The organism is Litorivita sp. NS0012-18 (assembly GCF_040371945.1).
Classification (GTDB): domain Bacteria; phylum Pseudomonadota; class Alphaproteobacteria; order Rhodobacterales; family Rhodobacteraceae; genus Litorivita.
On record NZ_BAABWS010000001.1, the window covers coordinates 668,307 to 684,179 of the forward strand.

Annotated in this window: 19 protein-coding genes; 6 read left to right on the top strand and 13 right to left on the bottom strand. The window is 59.3% G+C overall.

The genetic code is table 11. The features are described 5' to 3' along the window. Positions 1-128: 128 nt before the first annotated feature. From clpX to ABWV64_RS03195, 11 genes are all read right to left on the bottom strand, one after another. A complete protein-coding gene (clpX, locus tag ABWV64_RS03145) occupies positions 129-1,394 on the bottom strand; it encodes an ATP-dependent Clp protease ATP-binding subunit ClpX (RefSeq protein ID WP_353342826.1) in 1,266 nt (421 codons plus the stop codon). Positions 1,395-1,540: 146 nt separating this feature from the next. Next, a complete protein-coding gene (locus tag ABWV64_RS03150; RefSeq protein WP_353342827.1) occupies positions 1,541-2,170 on the bottom strand; it encodes an ATP-dependent Clp protease proteolytic subunit in 630 nt (209 codons plus the stop codon). Between the two features lie 253 nt (positions 2,171-2,423). Further along, entirely contained in the window at positions 2,424-3,458 is a 1,035-nt protein-coding gene (locus ABWV64_RS03155) for a c-type cytochrome (protein ID WP_353342829.1), read from the bottom strand. After that, positions 3,442-4,722: a sulfite dehydrogenase gene (gene soxC, locus ABWV64_RS03160; RefSeq protein WP_353342830.1), complete on the bottom strand. Its 1,281-nt coding sequence runs from the start codon at positions 4,720-4,722 to the stop codon at positions 3,442-3,444. The genes ABWV64_RS03155 and soxC overlap by 17 nt, the downstream gene beginning before the upstream one ends. 82 nt (positions 4,723-4,804) lie before the next feature. Next, a complete protein-coding gene (gene soxB, locus ABWV64_RS03165; protein ID WP_353342831.1) occupies positions 4,805-6,502 on the bottom strand; it encodes a thiosulfohydrolase SoxB in 1,698 nt (565 codons plus the stop codon). Between the two features lie 182 nt (positions 6,503-6,684). After that, positions 6,685-7,554 carry a sulfur oxidation c-type cytochrome SoxA gene (soxA, locus tag ABWV64_RS03170; RefSeq protein ID WP_353342832.1) on the bottom strand — a complete coding sequence of 290 codons (870 nt, stop codon included), beginning with the start codon at positions 7,552-7,554 and terminating at the stop codon, positions 6,685-6,687. Positions 7,555-7,580: 26 nt separating this feature from the next. Further along, positions 7,581-7,910, bottom strand: a complete 330-nt coding sequence (gene soxZ / locus ABWV64_RS03175; protein WP_353342834.1) for a thiosulfate oxidation carrier complex protein SoxZ — start codon at positions 7,908-7,910, stop codon at positions 7,581-7,583. A gap of 18 nt (positions 7,911-7,928) precedes the next feature. Beyond that, positions 7,929-8,345: a thiosulfate oxidation carrier protein SoxY gene (gene soxY, locus ABWV64_RS03180; protein WP_353342835.1), complete on the bottom strand. Its 417-nt coding sequence runs from the start codon at positions 8,343-8,345 to the stop codon at positions 7,929-7,931. A 28-nt stretch (positions 8,346-8,373) separates the two neighbouring features. Next, on the bottom strand, positions 8,374-8,850 hold the full coding sequence (gene soxX / locus ABWV64_RS03185; RefSeq protein ID WP_353342836.1) for a sulfur oxidation c-type cytochrome SoxX: 477 nt from the start codon (positions 8,848-8,850) through the stop codon (positions 8,374-8,376). Positions 8,851-9,039: 189 nt separating this feature from the next. Beyond that, entirely contained in the window at positions 9,040-9,603 is a 564-nt protein-coding gene (locus ABWV64_RS03190) for a thioredoxin family protein (protein WP_353342837.1), read from the bottom strand. Positions 9,604-9,639: 36 nt separating this feature from the next. After that, positions 9,640-10,377, bottom strand: a complete 738-nt coding sequence (locus ABWV64_RS03195; protein ID WP_353342838.1) for a cytochrome c biogenesis CcdA family protein — start codon at positions 10,375-10,377, stop codon at positions 9,640-9,642. Positions 10,378-10,596: 219 nt separating this feature from the next. Between ABWV64_RS03195 and ABWV64_RS03200 the strand changes: the two genes are divergently transcribed. From ABWV64_RS03200 to hisH, 5 genes are all read left to right on the top strand, one after another. Next, on the top strand, positions 10,597-10,881 hold the full coding sequence (locus tag ABWV64_RS03200) for a thioredoxin fold domain-containing protein (RefSeq protein WP_353342839.1): 285 nt from the start codon (positions 10,597-10,599) through the stop codon (positions 10,879-10,881). Positions 10,882-11,106: 225 nt separating this feature from the next. Continuing rightward, positions 11,107-11,448, top strand: a complete 342-nt coding sequence (locus tag ABWV64_RS03205; RefSeq protein ID WP_353342840.1) for an ArsR/SmtB family transcription factor — start codon at positions 11,107-11,109, stop codon at positions 11,446-11,448. A 55-nt stretch (positions 11,449-11,503) separates the two neighbouring features. Then, positions 11,504-12,562 carry a YeeE/YedE family protein gene (locus ABWV64_RS03210; protein WP_353342841.1) on the top strand — a complete coding sequence of 353 codons (1,059 nt, stop codon included), beginning with the start codon at positions 11,504-11,506 and terminating at the stop codon, positions 12,560-12,562. A gap of 174 nt (positions 12,563-12,736) precedes the next feature. Beyond that, positions 12,737-13,324 (top strand): imidazoleglycerol-phosphate dehydratase HisB, encoded by a 588-nt coding sequence (hisB, locus tag ABWV64_RS03215; RefSeq protein WP_353342842.1) that lies wholly within the window; start codon positions 12,737-12,739, stop codon positions 13,322-13,324. Positions 13,325-13,345: 21 nt separating this feature from the next. Continuing rightward, positions 13,346-13,987, top strand: coding sequence for an imidazole glycerol phosphate synthase subunit HisH (gene hisH / locus ABWV64_RS03220; RefSeq protein WP_353342843.1), 642 nt, complete (start codon positions 13,346-13,348; stop codon positions 13,985-13,987). 77 nt (positions 13,988-14,064) lie between these two features. Here hisH and ABWV64_RS03225 read toward each other — a convergent pair whose 3' ends face one another. Both ABWV64_RS03225 and ABWV64_RS03230 read right to left on the bottom strand, forming a co-directional pair. Next, positions 14,065-14,445: a DUF2147 domain-containing protein gene (locus ABWV64_RS03225; protein WP_353342844.1), complete on the bottom strand. Its 381-nt coding sequence runs from the start codon at positions 14,443-14,445 to the stop codon at positions 14,065-14,067. A 74-nt stretch (positions 14,446-14,519) separates the two neighbouring features. Continuing rightward, complete coding sequence (locus ABWV64_RS03230) at positions 14,520-14,954, bottom strand: DoxX family protein (protein ID WP_353342845.1); 435 nt, start codon at positions 14,952-14,954, stop codon at positions 14,520-14,522. 170 nt (positions 14,955-15,124) lie between these two features. On the opposite strand from ABWV64_RS03230, the gene hisA reads away from it, so the two are divergent. Continuing rightward, positions 15,125-15,847, top strand: coding sequence for a 1-(5-phosphoribosyl)-5-[(5-phosphoribosylamino)methylideneamino]imidazole-4-carboxamide isomerase (hisA, locus tag ABWV64_RS03235; RefSeq protein WP_353342846.1), 723 nt, complete (start codon positions 15,125-15,127; stop codon positions 15,845-15,847). Positions 15,848-15,873: the final 26 nt, after the last annotated feature.

Consider the following 15,873-nt stretch of genomic DNA (forward strand, 5'->3'; position numbering starts at 1 on the left):
ATACACCGCAGCGCTGCGCGGCGCAATCTGCGCAATGCGCCCGATCTGCACAACATCACAAGAGCCGTTACCAAACGAAAAATGCCCGCCAAAAAAGCGGGCATTTTCTATCAAAACGGGCGTATCGCTTATCCTGCGGTCGCGCCTTTTTCCTTGCTCTCGGCAAAGATCATCAAAGGCGCGGCATCGGAATTGACCGCTTCCTCGTTGACCAGAACCTCTTCGACATTTTCCATCGACGGCAATTCGAACATGGTGTTGAGCAAGATGTCTTCGAGGATCGAGCGAAGGCCGCGTGCGCCGGTCTTGCGTTCGATCGCGCGTTTGGCGATGGCCGAAAGCGCATCATCGGTAAAGCTCAGCTTGGCATCCTCAAGCTCGAACAAACGCTGGTATTGCTTGACCAGCGCGTTCTTGGGCTTGGTCAGAATGGTGATCAGCGCGTCTTCATCAAGGTCTTCGAGCGTTGCAATCACCGGCAAACGGCCAACAAATTCGGGGATCAAACCGAATTTGAGCAGGTCTTCAGGCTCCAGATCGGTGAAAATCTCGCCCACGCCGCGCGCATCATTGTCGCGCACATCAGCGCCAAAGCCCATGGCCGAGCCTTTGCCGCGCTGCGCGATGATTTTATCAAGACCCGCAAAGGCCCCGCCGCAGATGAACAGGATGTTGGTGGTGTCCACTTGCAAGAACTCTTGCTGCGGATGTTTGCGCCCGCCCTGCGGCGGCACCGAGGCAACCGTGCCTTCCATCAGCTTGAGCAAAGCCTGCTGCACGCCCTCGCCCGACACATCGCGGGTGATCGACGGGTTTTCGGATTTGCGCGTGATCTTGTCGACCTCGTCGATATAGACGATGCCGCGCTGCGCGCGCTCGACATTGTATTCGGAGGCTTGCAGCAATTTAAGGATGATGTTTTCCACATCCTCGCCCACATAACCGGCCTCGGTCAAAGTGGTCGCATCGGCCATGGTAAAGGGCACATCCAGAATGCGCGCCAAGGTCTGCGCCAAAAGCGTTTTGCCGCAACCGGTCGGGCCGATGAGCATGATGTTCGATTTCGCCAGCTCGATATCCGACCCTTTGGCCGAATGGTTGAGCCGCTTGTAATGGTTGTGCACCGCGACCGAGAGCACGCGTTTGGCCATCCGCTGCCCGATCACATAATCATCAAGCACATCACAAATCTCTTGCGGTGAAGGCACGCCTTCGGAGGATTTGAGGCCCGAGGATTTCGTCTCTTCGCGGATAATATCCATGCAAAGCTCGACGCATTCATCACAGATGAACACCGTCGGGCCAGCAATCAGCTTGCGCACCTCATGCTGGCTTTTGCCGCAAAAGCTGCAGTAGAGGGTATTCTTGCTGTCGCCGTTGGATGTATTCGCCATGTCGTCCCTTTCAGGCCCCGTATCTGCATCGTGTTGACCGTTCTGGTCGCCCGAAGCCCCGCGTTGAAGGGTAGCTTAAGACAGCCAAAGAGGCTCTACAATCTGAAAATGGCGGCGCGCCCGCATGGGCACGCAGCCGTGATAATTTATTCCGCGTCGTCGCCCTTGGCGCGGCTTTCGACGATCTCGTCGATCAAGCCCCAATCTTTGGCCTCTTCGGGCGACATGAAGTTGTCACGCTCCAGCGCCGCTTCGACCTTTTTGAGGGTCTGGCCGGTGTGTTTGACATAAATCTCGTTGAGGCGCGTCTTGAGCTTTTGGGTCTCTTGCGCGTGGATCATGATATCGGTCGCCTGACCTTGGTAGCCGCCCGAGGGCTGGTGCACCATGACGCGGGAGTTGGGCAGCGAGAAGCGCATGCCTTTCTCCCCTGCGGTCAGCAGGAGCGAGCCCATCGAGGCGGCTTGACCGATCACGAGGGTCGATACTTTGGGTTTGATATATTGCATCGTGTCGTAGATCGACAGACCCGAGGTCACAACACCGCCCGGCGAGTTGATATACATCGAAATCTCTTTGGACGGATTTTCCGCCTCAAGGTGCAAAAGCTGCGCCACGATGAGCGAGCTCATGCCGTCATGCACCGGACCGGAGAGGAAAATAATCCGCTCCTTCAAAAGCCGCGAGAAAATATCATAGGCCCGCTCGCCACGGCTCGTTTGTTCAACGACCATGGGAACAAGGGTGTTCATATAGGTATCGATTGGGTCTTTCATATCCGCCTGCCTTCTGCTGTCCGGGCATCATTACGCATCAGATGCTAATGGAGTCTTAGTCGCGCGCCAAAGGGGCTGCAAGGGCAGCAGGGAATTTCTCTGCCTTAGGCGCGAGGTTTTGCCCTGAATTTCAGGTCTTGGTTGATGAAGGGTTAAGATCACCGCCGCGCCCGTCATAAAGCGCAAACAAAACAGGGGGTGCCAAAGCGCCCCCTGCTTGCCGCCCCCGAAATCGGGCCTGCCTTCCTCGATGTTATTGCGACAGCGACTTGAGATAGGCGATCATCGCCGCGATATCGCTCTCTTTCTTCAAACCCGCAAAGGACATTTTTGTTTTGGGAGCAAAGGCCTTGGGCTTGGCAAGAAACGCCGCCAAGGCGGCATCATCCCAAACCGCCCCTTCGGCGGCGAGCCCTTTGAACGTCTTGGAATATTTATAACCCTCAACCGAACCGATGGTCTGCCCCGCGATATCATTGAGGATCGGGCCGGTCTTGTTTTGCGCCCCCTCGCCCACTTGGTGGCAGGCTTTGCATTTCTTGAACACTTTCTCGCCGTCCGCCACCAATTCCGGATCAAGCGCCGCCTCCTGCACGGGTGCGGGGGTGGCCGGTTCGGATTTGGCGGGTTCCGCCACGGGCGCGGCGCCCTCCTCCTCCTCCGGCGTCACATCCAGAACCGTGGCTTCCATGGTGATTTTCACCTCAGTCTTGCAATTTTCCATGCAAGGCGCGCCGGTCCATTTGGCATATTCGGTCTGCGGGCGGTCATCGACGATAAACCCGTCCGCATTGCGCATCTCGACGTCCAGAAACGTCTCGTTCGACAGGACGAAATCATCCTCGACCATATCGTTGGAATAAAGGATGTAAGCGACGATCGCATAGACCTCATCGGCGCTCAGGCTTTGCGCATTGCCAAAGGGCATAGAGCGGTTCACATAATCCCAAGTCGTTGACAAATAAGGCCAATACGAGCCAACCGTTTTGAGCGGATCCTCATGGTCAAGCGTATCTACACCGCCTGCCAGCTTGGGCCAGTTGTCGCGCCCTTCAGCGAAATCGCCGTGGCAGGACGCGCAATTGTCGGCGAAAAGAACCTCGCCGTCTTCGACATTGCCCGACCCGACCGGAAGCCCCACCCCGTCGGGGCGCACGTCGATGTTCCATGCCGCGACCTCTTCGGGCGTCGCCGCACGGCCAAGGCCCAAGGGACCGGCCTGCGCCGCCGAAACCGTCGCCGCAACGCCCAAAGCTGCGGCGGCTAGAGACTTAAGATACTTCGACATTTTCTGCCTCCCCGCTCTCCTTGACCCACCAGGTCTGGATGCAGTTGTTATGATAGATCGAGTTCAAACCGCGCACCTCGCGCAGCTGGGCTTTGGTCGGCTGGACATAGCCGGTCTCGTCCATCGCACGGCTTTGCAACAGCATCTCCGAGCCGTCCCAATCGACATCGAGATAGAACCGCGAGAGCGCCATTTTCTGCCCCTTTGCGGCCAGACGTGCGGTTTGCCATGTCTTGCCGCCGTCGATCGACACATCGACGCGTTTGATCGCGCCATTGCCCGACCATGCAAGGCCGGTGATCACCAAAGGCCCTTTGCCGTGGGTGATTGGCGATTGCGGGCTGGGCGAGGTGATGACCGATTTCGCATCCATCACCCAAGTCCATTTGCGCGATGTGCCATCGGCCAGAGTGTCGGTATATTTCGACGTCTCCTCGCGGCTCTCGACAGGCGCATCGGTGACCTCGATACGGCGGATCCATTTGACCCACATATTGCCTTCCCAACCGGGCACAACGAGGCGCACAGGATAGCCGTGTTCCTTGCGCAGGGCCTCGCCATTGGCCTTGAAGGCCAAAATACAGTCATCAAGCGCCTTTTCCATCGGGATCGACCGCCCGTTCGAAGAGGCATCGGCCCCTTCCACGTAGATCCATTTACCCTTGAGATCGCCCGCCTTACCAAGGCCCGCCTCTTCCAAGATCGTGCGAAGACTGACGCCAGTATATTCCATATTGTGGATCATACCGTGGGTGAATTGCGCGCCGTTCAATTGCGCCCCCGCCCATTCCATGCCGGTATTGGCAGCGCATTCGAGGAAATTCACCTGATTGACGCGCGGAAACCGCTCCAGATCGGCATAGGTGAAAATCAATTCCTGATCGACCAAGCCGTTGATCATCAAGCGATAATCTTCTTTTGCCAATTCAATCGCGCCCGAATGGTGCCGCTCGAAAGCGCAGCCTTGCGGCGTGATCGTCCCGTCGAGCGCATGGATCGGCGTGAAGTTGATCGAAGAGATCGTATCGGCCGTCAGCCATTCGACATTGCGCCGCACCACATCGGTTTCGAATTTGATCGGAAGGCCGTAGGGCGTCTCGTCCACCCCGTCGCCAAAGCCGCTGGCCCAAGGTTGCACTTCGGTAATGAGCGGATCGCCCGCCGCACGCGCCGCGCCCGCCGTGGCAAGCGCCCCCGCCGCCGTGGCCGCGCCCTTGAGGAAGGCGCGCCGCGAGGGGGATTTGCCTTTGAAGCTGACTGTCATCTGTCTCTTGCTCCTTTCAAAACATCAAATTCATCTACGTGAATTCAATGGGTAAAAAAATATGCCGCCGAAGCGGGGGCGCTTAGGCCCCCACCACCGTGACGCTATTGTTCGGGGCGACGGTGACCCTGCCCTGTTTACGGATATGGCTTTCCACCACATCCCAAATTTGCGGACCTTCTGTGCCCTCATTGACGCTGGCCCAACCGGCGACTTGGTAGGTCTTGGCCGGATCAATCAATTCGCCGCTCTTGAGCAGGGTCATTTCGGAAATCCGCTCGCCCTGTTTTTTCGACACATCAATGCGGTAGCCCATGCCGCCGATCCGCACCATATCGCCGCCCTGCTGGTAATAGGGGTCGGTGTTAAAGAGGTTGTCGGCCACGTCTTCGAGGATCACATGGATGAATTCGCCGGTCATCTCGGTCCGGTAGGCCTTGCCATAGGACATCGAGGTGACGTTCCAGATGTCCTCGCGGGTGATGTCCTGCCCCGGCAGGATCGACGGCCCCCAACGCACACCGGGCGACATGGCGATATCGGCCTCGCGTTCGGACAAGAGCGCATCGCATATCAGATCATCCCAAGAGCCGTTGAAATTGCCACGGCGATACAACAGGCTGTCGGTCTGGCCGATCACTTCGGACAGCTGATCCGCATAGGGCGCGCGCTGCACGTCAATGAGCGCGGCGACCTCTTTATCCGGCTCGATCACATCCGAGAAAATCGGGATCAATTTATGTTTGAAGCCCATCATGCGGCCATCACGCACATCCAGATCGACGCGGCTGACGAATTTGCCGTTCGAGCCGGAGGCAATGATGATCGTCTCGCCCACCAGCACAGGTTCGGGCAGCGCGTCATGGGTATGGCCCGACAAGATCACGTCGATGCCCGTGACGACACCGGCCATTTTCTTGTCCACGTCAAAGCCGTTATGCGACAGGCAGACCACCAGTTCGGCCCCTGCGGCGCGCACCTCGTCCACCACGCTTTGCATATGCTCGTCGCGGATGCCAAAGCTGTATTCGGGGAACATCCAACCGGGGTTGGCGATGGGCATATAGGGGAAGGCCTGCCCGATCACGGCGATCTTCACGCCGCCGCGTTCGAACATCTTGTAGGGTTTGAAGAGTTCCGCAGGCTCGTCCCATTCCGCATCGAAAATATTCTGTCCCAAAGCGGCAAAAGGCAAACCTTCGACAATCTCGTTCACGCGGTCGGAGCCGAGCGTGAATTCCCAATGGAAGGTCATCGCATCGGGTTTGAGCGCGTTCATCACATTGACCATATCTTGGCCTTCGGTGTGATAGCAGGTGTAGGACCCGTGCCATGTATCGCCGCCATCGAGCAACAAAGCATCAGGGCGCGCGGCGCGGATCTGGTTGACCACGGTGGCGACGCGGTCCAGACCGCCGACGCGGCCATAGGTGCCCGCCAGCGCGGTAAAATCATTGTAGGTCAGCGCATAATGCGAGGGCGACCCATCCGCGATCCCGTAAGCACGGCGGAAATCCGCGCCGGTGACATGGGGCATCTGTCCCTTGGCGGCGCCGACGCCGAGGTTGATCTGCGGCTCGCGGAAATAGATCGGTTTGAGCTGCGCATGGATGTCGGTGACATGGATCAGGCTGACATTGCCAAAGGTCTCGAACTCCAAAAGCTGGTCTTGGGTCAGGGCTTGCTGCGCCGCCAAACGGCCCCAATTGCCAAACCCCGATGCGCCCACCAGCGCGGATGCGGCCATACCGACCTGAAGAAAATCGCGGCGTGAGATCATGTCTACCGGCTCCGAAAGGTTAAAAATGTCCTGAACCGCCCGCGAGTATCGCGTGCAGCCTTGGCCGACGCGGCCAGATATGTGAGGCCCTGCCCCGATTGTCATATGTCCCGTCGTCCGCGCGACCCGCGCGAGCTTGTGGCGCAGGGGCGCGCATCCGGCGCCCCCACGCAAAGTCTTGATCAGTTACGCACCGAAGGCGCTTCGACCGACAGCCCGTTGCCGCGCGAGGCGACATAAAGCTCCAGCGCGATAAATTCGGGGCTACCAGGCGCGAAGGTTTCGGCGCGGGTATCACGCACACAGCCCTTGAACCGCGCGTGAGCGGTGTTCAATTTGGCGTTCTTCAAACGGTAGACCGGAAAGCCGTTGATCTGGCCTTGGCTGAGGTGATCGGCACGGATCATATTGCCATAGTTTTCCTCGTGGCAGGACGCGCAAGACATATCGAGTTGCCCCGTGCGGGTGTAATACATCTCCTTGCCCTGCGCCCATGCGGCCTCGGCCGGACCGTCAATCGCCACATTCACCGGCATGCCGCGCGATTGAAGCGAAATCACGGCTTCCATATTGGCCATCTTGCCGGAGGTGTAGCCGTAAGGCTCGGCGCCCATGCGGCTGGTGCGGCAATCGTTGATCTGCATCGCCAAAGTGCGCACTTCCTCGGCCCCGTCATTCCACTTGGGATAGACAGCGCGCACGCCTTTCATCGAGGTTTCAACGTCGTCATGGCACGAGGCGCAAGATTTTCCCTCAGATCCCTCGACAGCGTTCCACTGATCCATGCCCTGATCCACAAAGATCATGCCCGGATTGTCGAAATCATCCATCTGGGTCTGCTGGGTTTCGCTCGCACGAAAGCGCCAACCGGAATAGATCGCATCCATATTGGCATCTTCCATATGCGCCGGAAGCGGCGCTTTGGTGACGATTTCAATCTCGCCATTGATGACCAATTCCGCATCCTCGTCGGCAAAAGCCGCGCCGCCCACAAGAGCGCCGCCGGTCAGGGCGAGCGCCAAAAGGGCCTTTGTGCTTGTCAGCTTCGTCATATCATTCCTCCCTAAAGTCCAACGCCTTACGCGATTGCGACCGATTTCGCGTCCTCGTAGACCGACCCGTCATCGTCATACCACGTGAACTTGAATTCCCCCGCTTCGGGCACGACGGCTTCGAACTCGAAATAAGGGTTGGTCGAGATCGCGGGTTCCATTTTGACGTCGATCACGGACTGGCCGTTGAACTCACAGGTGAAGCGGTTGATGATCGAACGCGGAATGGGCGAGCCATCCTTGTTCTTGCGTTGACCCGATTCCATCTTGTGGCTGATCAGGGTCTTGATGGTGACAGTTTCGCCAGCCGCCGCCGTTTTGGGGGCTTTGACGCGGGGTTTTACACCAGATGCCATTGTCTTATCTCTCCTGAATTAGCCGCCGCAGCCGCCGATGGTGACTTTCACGGTCGCGCTTGCACGGGCAAAGCTGCCGTCTTCCATTTTCGCAATCGCAACAACGTCTTGCGTGCCTGCAAGGCGGATGCGTGTGCTGGCCGAGCGGCTGCCCGCGAGGGGGCCGAAGTTAAAGGTGGCCACGCCCGGTGTCGGGTTGCCCGCCGCCAGCAGCATGATCGATGTCGCGCCTTCGGCCGAAACCGAAACCGGAACCGTGTTGCCGTTCTCTGCGATTTCGGGCGCGGTCAAAGTGACACCGCCTTCGGCCACATCGGCGCCGCCGGTGAAGGCGGCAATCGCCTCATCCGCCGCCGCCATCACGCGCAGAGGCAGAACCGTCAGCGCAGCCGCACCCAGCCCGATGGCCAGAGTTTCGCGTCGTGAGAATTCCATGTTCATCTCCTTAAGGTTCGGTTCTTGATCACTCGTCCTTGAGCGTCATCAAGAATGCAATTACGTCCTCGATCTGCGCCGCGCTGAGCAGCGGATCGAGCGGACCTGTGGCGGCCTTGCCGGTATAGCCGTCGCCTGGACGGTTGAATCCGTCGACCTTGTAATAGGCTGGCATAACTGTGCCTTCGAAGGTCATCTTGGCATTGGTCAAAATCCCGCGCAGCTGCGCTTCGTCATAGCGGCTGCCAACGCCATCGAGCATCGGTCCGACATCGCCCGGAAAGGGCGCGTCGCTGAGCGCCGATGCCTCGTGGCAAGCCACGCAATTGCCCAGCTTTTTGGACTTCATGATCTCCGCGCCCTGCGCCGGATCACCCGCCGCGCCGGTCAGCGATTCGGCCACGGCACCATCCGTGAATTTGACATCCGCAGGTGCAACCGGATTGGCCTGCGCCGCCCCTGCTGCAATCAGCGTTGCCGCCAGTGTAAGTGTAGAAAGCTTCATGTTTCCTCCCATGGCTATCGTTTCTCGGCTTGGATAGCTTCGCATACCGTAGTCCACAACCTATCTCCGTGACAAGAACAAATTCACAATTCTGAATTTACTTATGCGTTCACGGAGCAGCCTCCGGCCCAACCGGCCCAAAGCGTTAACTGAAAGCTAAAATTGCCCTGCCGCAAAGCGGTCGCTCGCCTATTGCGAACCGGTTTCAGCCAGTTTGCGCGCATGGTATTTTTGGAACGGCTCATCGCTTTCATAGCCCCTTTCCTTCACCCAAGTGAGCAAATTCAACGTCGTGTGCTTGCCAAAGGCGCCCGGCACCTGCGCGACGGCGACCTGCGGCGCAGCGGCCTCGTCAGCCTCAAGGCCAAAGAACATCATCGTCGGCGTGAACATCAGCCCCCATTTGCGCACCATCTCTTTTTCGGGCAGCGTCTCACCATCGAAATCGATCACCTCTATGTCGCCGAACATATTGATCTGAATGAAAAAATAGTTGTCCTTGATATAGGCGTCGATCGCAGGGATCGGGAAAACCTCTTCGTGCATTTTCTGGCAATAGATACATCCGCGCTGCTCGATGATCAGCGCCAGACGCTTGCCCTCGGCATTGGCCTCGGCCAAATCCTCGCGCAGGTCCTTGAACGTATCGCGCATCCATTCGGCCTTGTGCAGCCCGTCGTCGCCGACATTGGCCGCGAACACCGGCAGCGCCGACAAGAGCAACGCCGCGCAGGTCATCATAATCCGCTTCATCTCATGTCCTCCACAGACTGTCCCGATGCGCAGGCCCTACCCGAGGGTGCCGAACACAGGGAACCATTCGATCATCTTTTGCGCAATGTAATTCACGCTATTGGTGGCGATCAGCACAGCAAAGAGGATGAGCATCACCCCCATCGCCTTTTCGACATAGGCCATATAGTGCCGGTTGCGCGCCAGCCAGTTGAGGAAGGGTTTGGCAAAGACCGCCGCCACCACAAAAGGCGCCGTCATCGCCAAGCCGTAAACCAGCAATAGCATCCCGCCGCGCCACAAATCGCCCATCCCCGAGGCCACCATGAGAATCGACGCCAGCGCCGGCCCGACGCAGGGGGTCCAGCCAAAGCCAAAGGCCAGCCCCATCACATAGGCCCCCAGAACCGTGGTCGGCTCGGCCTTACTCTGCAATCGCGCCTCGCGGTAGAACAGGCCGATCTTGAGCACGCCCAGAAAATGCAGCCCGAAGAGAAACAAGACCCCCGCCGCGACATAGCTGAGCGGCTGTTTCCATTGCGCAAAGGCCTGCCCCAAGGCTGTCGCCCCAAGGCCGAGCAGCACGAAAATCGTGGTCACGCCAAAGGCAAAGAAGACCGACGAGAGGATCAACCGCAGCTGCGTGCGCCCCGACACGCCGCCTTCGCTGCGCAATTGGGCCATCGACGTGCCGGCCATATAGCACAAATAAAACGGCACCATGGGCAAGATGCAGGGCGTAAAGAACGACAGCACTCCGGCCAAAGCGGCGCCCGCATAGGTGATTTCGAGCACGCCGACCTCCTGCTTGAATAATTCACATATTCAGATTATGTTGTTTAACAAGCGACCGTCAATCAAAACGATTGCCTGCAAGAGGATGCCGCCCTGACCGCCCATGCCACCGCCTCGCTGCCGCGCCCTGCCGCGCGCCTGCTCCGCAGTGCGGCGCGCGTGGGGCTTGTGGCCGCGCTGCTTTGGCCCGCAGCGCAAGCAACCGCGGCAGAGCTGGTTATGGTCGACCGCCCTGGATGCCCCTATTGCATTGAATGGGAAGAGAAAATCGGCCCCATCTACCCCAAGACCGAAGCGGGGATCTTTGCACCCCTACGCCATGTCGATATCTCCGACGCCCCGCCGCCGGACCTGCGGTTCGCGCGCGGCGTGGTCTTTACGCCAACCTTCGTCTTGATCGAGAACGGCGAGGAAATAGGCCGCATCGAGGGCTATCCGGGAGAGGATTTCTTTTGGGCGCTGCTTGAAAAACTGCTGCGCGAGAGGACGGATTTTGCGGGCTGATCACGGGGCGGTCAAAACGCAGGCAAAGGCGGCGCGGTCGCCTGCAAGATTTACCAATCGCGCCCAAGACCCTTGCATAAAAGGGTAAAAATCGCGCAAGAGAGCGCAAATGGTTAATCAAGGCGGCGCGTGCAACACCCCGCACTGCGCCCTAAGCGCCCATGGCGCGAAAGACAAAACAGCGGCGCCCGAGGGCAAGACCGCGACAACACGAGGACGATCGACATGGGACTTCCGGTCATTGACGACAGCATCACCGAAGCGGAAATGGACCGCATCGTGGACAGCGCGACCGCAGCCTCGAATTTCCTAAAAGCGGTCAGCCATGAAGGCCGGTTGATGATCCTGTGCCATCTGGTCACCGGCGAGAAATCGGTCACCGAACTTGAAGACCTGCTCTCGGCGCGCCAAGCCGCCGTCAGCCAGCAATTGTCGCGTTTGCGCCTCGAAGGTCTGGTGATCCCGCGCCGCGAGGGCAAGGCGATCTATTACCGCTTGGCGGATGACCGCCCCAAACGCATACTGGAATTGGTATATGAGCTATTTTGCGAGACCGGCGGCGACTGAGCGCCGCCGCGCATCACGCTCATAACCGCAAGGCATTGACTGGGGAGGATCTGCCATGCTGGGACCCGTGAGCGATGCGCTTATCGTCACCATGATCGGCCTGTTTGGCGGGCTGCTTTTGGGGCTGGCGGCGCGGCTGGGCCGGTTTTGCACCATGGGTGCAATCGAAGACCTGCTTTATGGCGGCTCGGACCGGCGCATGCGGATGTATATTCTCGCCATCGGCGGGGGCATCAGCGGCAGCTTTGCGCTGCAAGCCCTTGGTCTGTTCGAGCCGAGCTATTCCTATTATCTGTCGATCCGCTTCATGCCTGTGGCCGCCGCCTTGGGTGGGTTGATGTTCGGCTATGGCATGGCGCTGGCGGGCAATTGCGGCTACGGCTGTATCGCGCGGCTGGGCGGGGGCGATATGCGCGCCTTTGTCATCGTTCTGGTGATCGGCGTGTCGGCCTATTGGACCTTGATGGGCCCGCTCGCCGTAATCCGCGCCAAGCTCTTTGCCCAAACCGATGTCACCACCGACATGCCGCCCAGCTTTGCACATCTGCTGTCCGGCGCCACGGGGCTGGCGCCTGCCACCATCGGGCTGCTCATCGGGCTGGCGATTTGCGCCGCGGCCTTGGCGGATCGCGGGTTCTTGCGCGATGCCAAGGGGATATTCTGGTCGCTCGTTGTCGCCCTCGCCATCACATCGGGTTGGGCGGGCAGCTATCACATCGCCACCACCGGTTTCACCGATCTGCCCGTGGTCTCGCATAGCTTCTCCGCCCCTGTCGGCGAAACCTTGCTCTATGTCATGACCGGCAGCGCCCGCGCGCCCTCCTTTGCCGTGGGATCGGTGGTCGGCGTGGCGCTTGGTGCCTTCATCGGATCGCTGATCAAGGGGCATTTTCGCTGGGAGGCTTGCGACGATCCGCGCGAATTGCGCCGCCAAGTGATCGGCGCGACCTTGATGGGCGTGGGCGCGGTGCTCGCCATGGGCTGCACCGTGGGCCAAGGGCTTTCGGCCTTTTCGGTTCTGGCCTTTTCCGCGCCGATCACCTTTGCGGCGATCTTTGCGGGGGCGGCCTTGGGGCTGAGGCAATTGATCACCGGCTTCCAGCCTGCCGAATAGCGGCGACAAACCCGCCGCTGCATCCGCCACTTCGCGCGCGCCGCCCGCTCTGGCCCGCCAAGTGTATTTGCGCAACGTCCCCGCGCCATTTGGCCGCCGCCGCGCCCCTGCCCCTTGGCCCGCGCCCGCACCCTGCCTATAAGAGCGCCGAACACCCGCCGTCAGGAGGCTTTCATGCGTCAGGCAAAAATCACGCGGACCACCGCCGAGACCGATATCACCGTCGAGATCAATCTGGACGGCACCGGCCTCTACGACAACCAGACCGGCGTCGGGTTCTTTGACCATATGCTCGACCAACTGGCGCGTCATTCGTTGATGGATATGACCATTCGCGCCAAGGGCGACACCCATATCGACGACCACCACACCGTCGAAGACACCGGCATCGCCTTGGGGCAGGCCTTGACCAAGGCGCTTGGCGACAAAAAGGGCATTGTGCGCTATGGCGCCTGCCTTTTGCCGATGGATGACGCCTTGCTGCGCGCCGCTTTGGACCTTTCGGCGCGGCCCTTCCTGATCTGGAACGTCGAGATGCCCACCGCCAAAATCGGCACATTCGACACCGAATTGGTGCGCGAGTTTTTCCAAGCCTTCTCGACCCATGGCGGCATCACCTTGCACATCGACCAATTGCACGGGATCAACAGCCATCACATCGCCGAAGCCGCCTTCAAAGCCGTGGCGCGGGCGCTGCGCGATGCGCTGGAAACCGATCCGCGCAAGGCGGACGCCATTCCCTCGACCAAAGGCGCGCTCTGAGCCGCAGACCGGAGACACCCCATGACCACCACAGCCATTGTGGATTACGAGAGCGGCAACCTGCACTCGGCGCAAAAGGCGTTTGAACGTATGGCGCGCGAGGGCGGGCATGGCGATGTGATCGTCACCTCCGACCCCGACGCCGTGCGCGCCGCAGACCGTATTGTCTTGCCTGGCGACGGGGCCTTTCCGGCCTGCCGCGATCAATTGTTCGACCATTCGGGCCTGTTCGAAGCCATTGAAGAGGCGGTGATCAAGGGCGGCAAACCCTTCCTTGGCATCTGTATCGGCATGCAAATGATGGCGACCCGCGGGCTGGAATACCGCGAAACCGCAGGTTTCGATTGGATCCACGGCACGGTCGAGAAAATCACGCCAAGCGACGCGTCGCTCAAAGTGCCGCATATGGGCTGGAACGATCTGGTCATCGACCACCCTCACCCGATTTTCGACGGCATCAAAACCGGCGATCACGCCTATTTTGTCCATTCTTATCATATGCATGTGCAGGAGAGCGCCGAACGGCTCGCCCATGTGGATTACGCGGGCGACATCACCGCCATGATCGGGCGTGACAATATGGTGGGCATGCAATTCCACCCCGAGAAAAGCCAAAAGACCGGCCTGCGCTTGATCGCCAATTTCCTCGGCTGGACGCCCTGAGTACAAAGAAAAACAGGGCGCATCGCGCGCCCTGTCCTTGCTCGTAAGCTGTCAAACAATCCTGCGCCGAAGGCGGCTTATTTGACCCGCGTCCAAACCTGTTTCTTGCAGATCGGACCGACGCAGCCGGAGACGTTCAGCGCATTGCCGCTCATCGACATTTTGGACTTATAGACCTTGTTCGACGACGGCTGCCAGATTTTTCCGCCCGCATAGGACCCGCCGCCTTTGGCCTGCATATCCCAAACCAGTTTCTTGCCGATATTGGCCGATTTATACTCGCCGCCCGCATTGAAGGTGCGCGCGATATGGCCGCAAAGCGCCGCACCGCAGGGGGCGATTTTCACATGGGCATAGGCCCCGTCATCGGTTTCGGTTTTCCAGATGCCTTCGACCGGATCGGCCATCGCCGCCCCTGCAAAAAGGCTCAGCGCCAGACCAAGTGCAAATTTCTTCATGATATCCTCCCTCATGCTGACTTATATCCTGACGGTGAAAGATGCGTCGAGGCAAGTATAACGTGAAGGCAATGCTACTGCGCAGGGGCTAGGCGGGCGCGCATGCGCAGCACATGCGACAAGATCGCCACCGCCAGCAACCCGCCGATCACGGTCATATGCTCTTCGGTTTCCAACTGTGCCTGTATCGCGGCGGCGCCGGTCATGTTCCAAAAATCATGCACCAAGGGAATGGTGGCAAGGGTAAAGACCGATAAAATGCCAACCCCGAACCACACATGGCGCCCCGAGATCACAATAGCAGATCCGACAAGTTGCACCGTCAAGGTCAATGCAGCGATCAAAGCGGGCGATTGCGTGAAGCCCTGCGCCTCCATCGTCTGGATCGCGCCGGAAAAATTAAGCAAAAATCCGATCCCGGCATACCAATACATAAAGGTGGCAAGAATTCGTGCAAATACAGCCGTCGCCGGATGTTCGAGAATAGGGTGAATGAGTGAGCGTTCCATCGCATCAATCCTTTGTTAAATTGAATGAGCGTCTGGAGGCCGCCATGGGCAACATAGCGGCGCGGACAAAAAGTTAACGCCATGCGCGCGAAAAGGTTCCATGGCTTGCTATTTGCATTTGCCCCGATGTCGTGCAAAAGCAGCGCAGCAAGATGCGAAAGGCCCTTAACATGATCCTCTACCCCGCAATCGACCTCAAAGACGGCAATGCCGTGCGTCTTGTCCATGGCGATATGGACCAAGAAACGGTGTTCAACGAAAACCCCGCCGCGCAGGCGATGGAATTCGTCAAGGCGGGTTGCGAATGGCTGCATCTGGTCGACCTCAACGGCGCCTTTGCGGGCGAGCCGGTCAATGCCGCGCCGGTCGAGGACATCCTCAAACAGTGCAAAGTGCCCGCGCAACTGGGCGGCGGCATCCGCGATATGGCGACCATCGAACGCTGGCTCGACAAAGGGTTGCAGCGCGTGATCCTCGGCACGATTGCCGTGGAAAACCCCGATCTGGTGCGCGAGGCCGCCCGTGCTTTTCCAGGGCATGTCGCCGTGGGCATCGACGCACGCAACGGGCGCGTGGCGACCAAGGGCTGGGCCGAAGAGACCGATGTCATGGTCACCGATCTGGCCAAATCCTTTGAAGACGCGGGCGTGGCGGCGATCATCTATACAGACATCATGCGCGACGGCGCGATGAAAGGCCCCAATGTCGAGGCCACCGCCGATCTGGCCCGCGCCGTGTCGATCCCCGTGATTGCCTCGGGCGGCGTGTCGTCCTTGGCCGATCTCATCGCCCTGCGCGACTGCGGCGCATCGCTCAACGGCGCCATCTCGGGCCGCGCGCTTTATGACGGGGCATTGGATCTCAAAGAGGCGCTCGGCGCGCTGAAAACCTGATCCCCCTTTTCATGGCCTCCAACACA

What these genes read in the sequence shown, in the direction of transcription:
- soxY (WP_353342835.1), bottom strand. Translation starts at nt 8,345, where the DNA reads ATGGAATTCTCACGACGCGAAACTCTGGCCATCGGGCTGGGTGCGGCT.
- hisA (WP_353342846.1), top strand. Translation starts at nt 15,125, where the DNA reads ATGATCCTCTACCCCGCAATCGACCTCAAAGACGGCAATGCCGTGCGT.
- ABWV64_RS03190 (WP_353342837.1), bottom strand. Translation starts at nt 9,603, where the DNA reads ATGAAGCGGATTATGATGACCTGCGCGGCGTTGCTCTTGTCGGCGCTG.
- soxA (WP_353342832.1), bottom strand. Translation starts at nt 7,554, where the DNA reads ATGACGAAGCTGACAAGCACAAAGGCCCTTTTGGCGCTCGCCCTGACC.
- soxX (WP_353342836.1), bottom strand. Translation starts at nt 8,850, where the DNA reads ATGAAGCTTTCTACACTTACACTGGCGGCAACGCTGATTGCAGCAGGG.
- hisB (WP_353342842.1), top strand. Translation starts at nt 12,737, where the DNA reads ATGCGTCAGGCAAAAATCACGCGGACCACCGCCGAGACCGATATCACC.
- ABWV64_RS03225 (WP_353342844.1), bottom strand. Translation starts at nt 14,445, where the DNA reads ATGAAGAAATTTGCACTTGGTCTGGCGCTGAGCCTTTTTGCAGGGGCG.
- ABWV64_RS03200 (WP_353342839.1), top strand. Translation starts at nt 10,597, where the DNA reads ATGGTCGACCGCCCTGGATGCCCCTATTGCATTGAATGGGAAGAGAAA.
- ABWV64_RS03230 (WP_353342845.1), bottom strand. Translation starts at nt 14,954, where the DNA reads ATGGAACGCTCACTCATTCACCCTATTCTCGAACATCCGGCGACGGCT.
- ABWV64_RS03210 (WP_353342841.1), top strand. Translation starts at nt 11,504, where the DNA reads ATGCTGGGACCCGTGAGCGATGCGCTTATCGTCACCATGATCGGCCTG.
- ABWV64_RS03150 (WP_353342827.1), bottom strand. Translation starts at nt 2,170, where the DNA reads ATGAAAGACCCAATCGATACCTATATGAACACCCTTGTTCCCATGGTC.
- clpX (WP_353342826.1), bottom strand. Translation starts at nt 1,394, where the DNA reads ATGGCGAATACATCCAACGGCGACAGCAAGAATACCCTCTACTGCAGC.
- ABWV64_RS03155 (WP_353342829.1), bottom strand. Translation starts at nt 3,458, where the DNA reads ATGTCGAAGTATCTTAAGTCTCTAGCCGCCGCAGCTTTGGGCGTTGCG.
- soxC (WP_353342830.1), bottom strand. Translation starts at nt 4,722, where the DNA reads ATGACAGTCAGCTTCAAAGGCAAATCCCCCTCGCGGCGCGCCTTCCTC.
- hisH (WP_353342843.1), top strand. Translation starts at nt 13,346, where the DNA reads ATGACCACCACAGCCATTGTGGATTACGAGAGCGGCAACCTGCACTCG.
- ABWV64_RS03205 (WP_353342840.1), top strand. Translation starts at nt 11,107, where the DNA reads ATGGGACTTCCGGTCATTGACGACAGCATCACCGAAGCGGAAATGGAC.
- soxB (WP_353342831.1), bottom strand. Translation starts at nt 6,502, where the DNA reads ATGATCTCACGCCGCGATTTTCTTCAGGTCGGTATGGCCGCATCCGCG.
- soxZ (WP_353342834.1), bottom strand. Translation starts at nt 7,910, where the DNA reads ATGGCATCTGGTGTAAAACCCCGCGTCAAAGCCCCCAAAACGGCGGCG.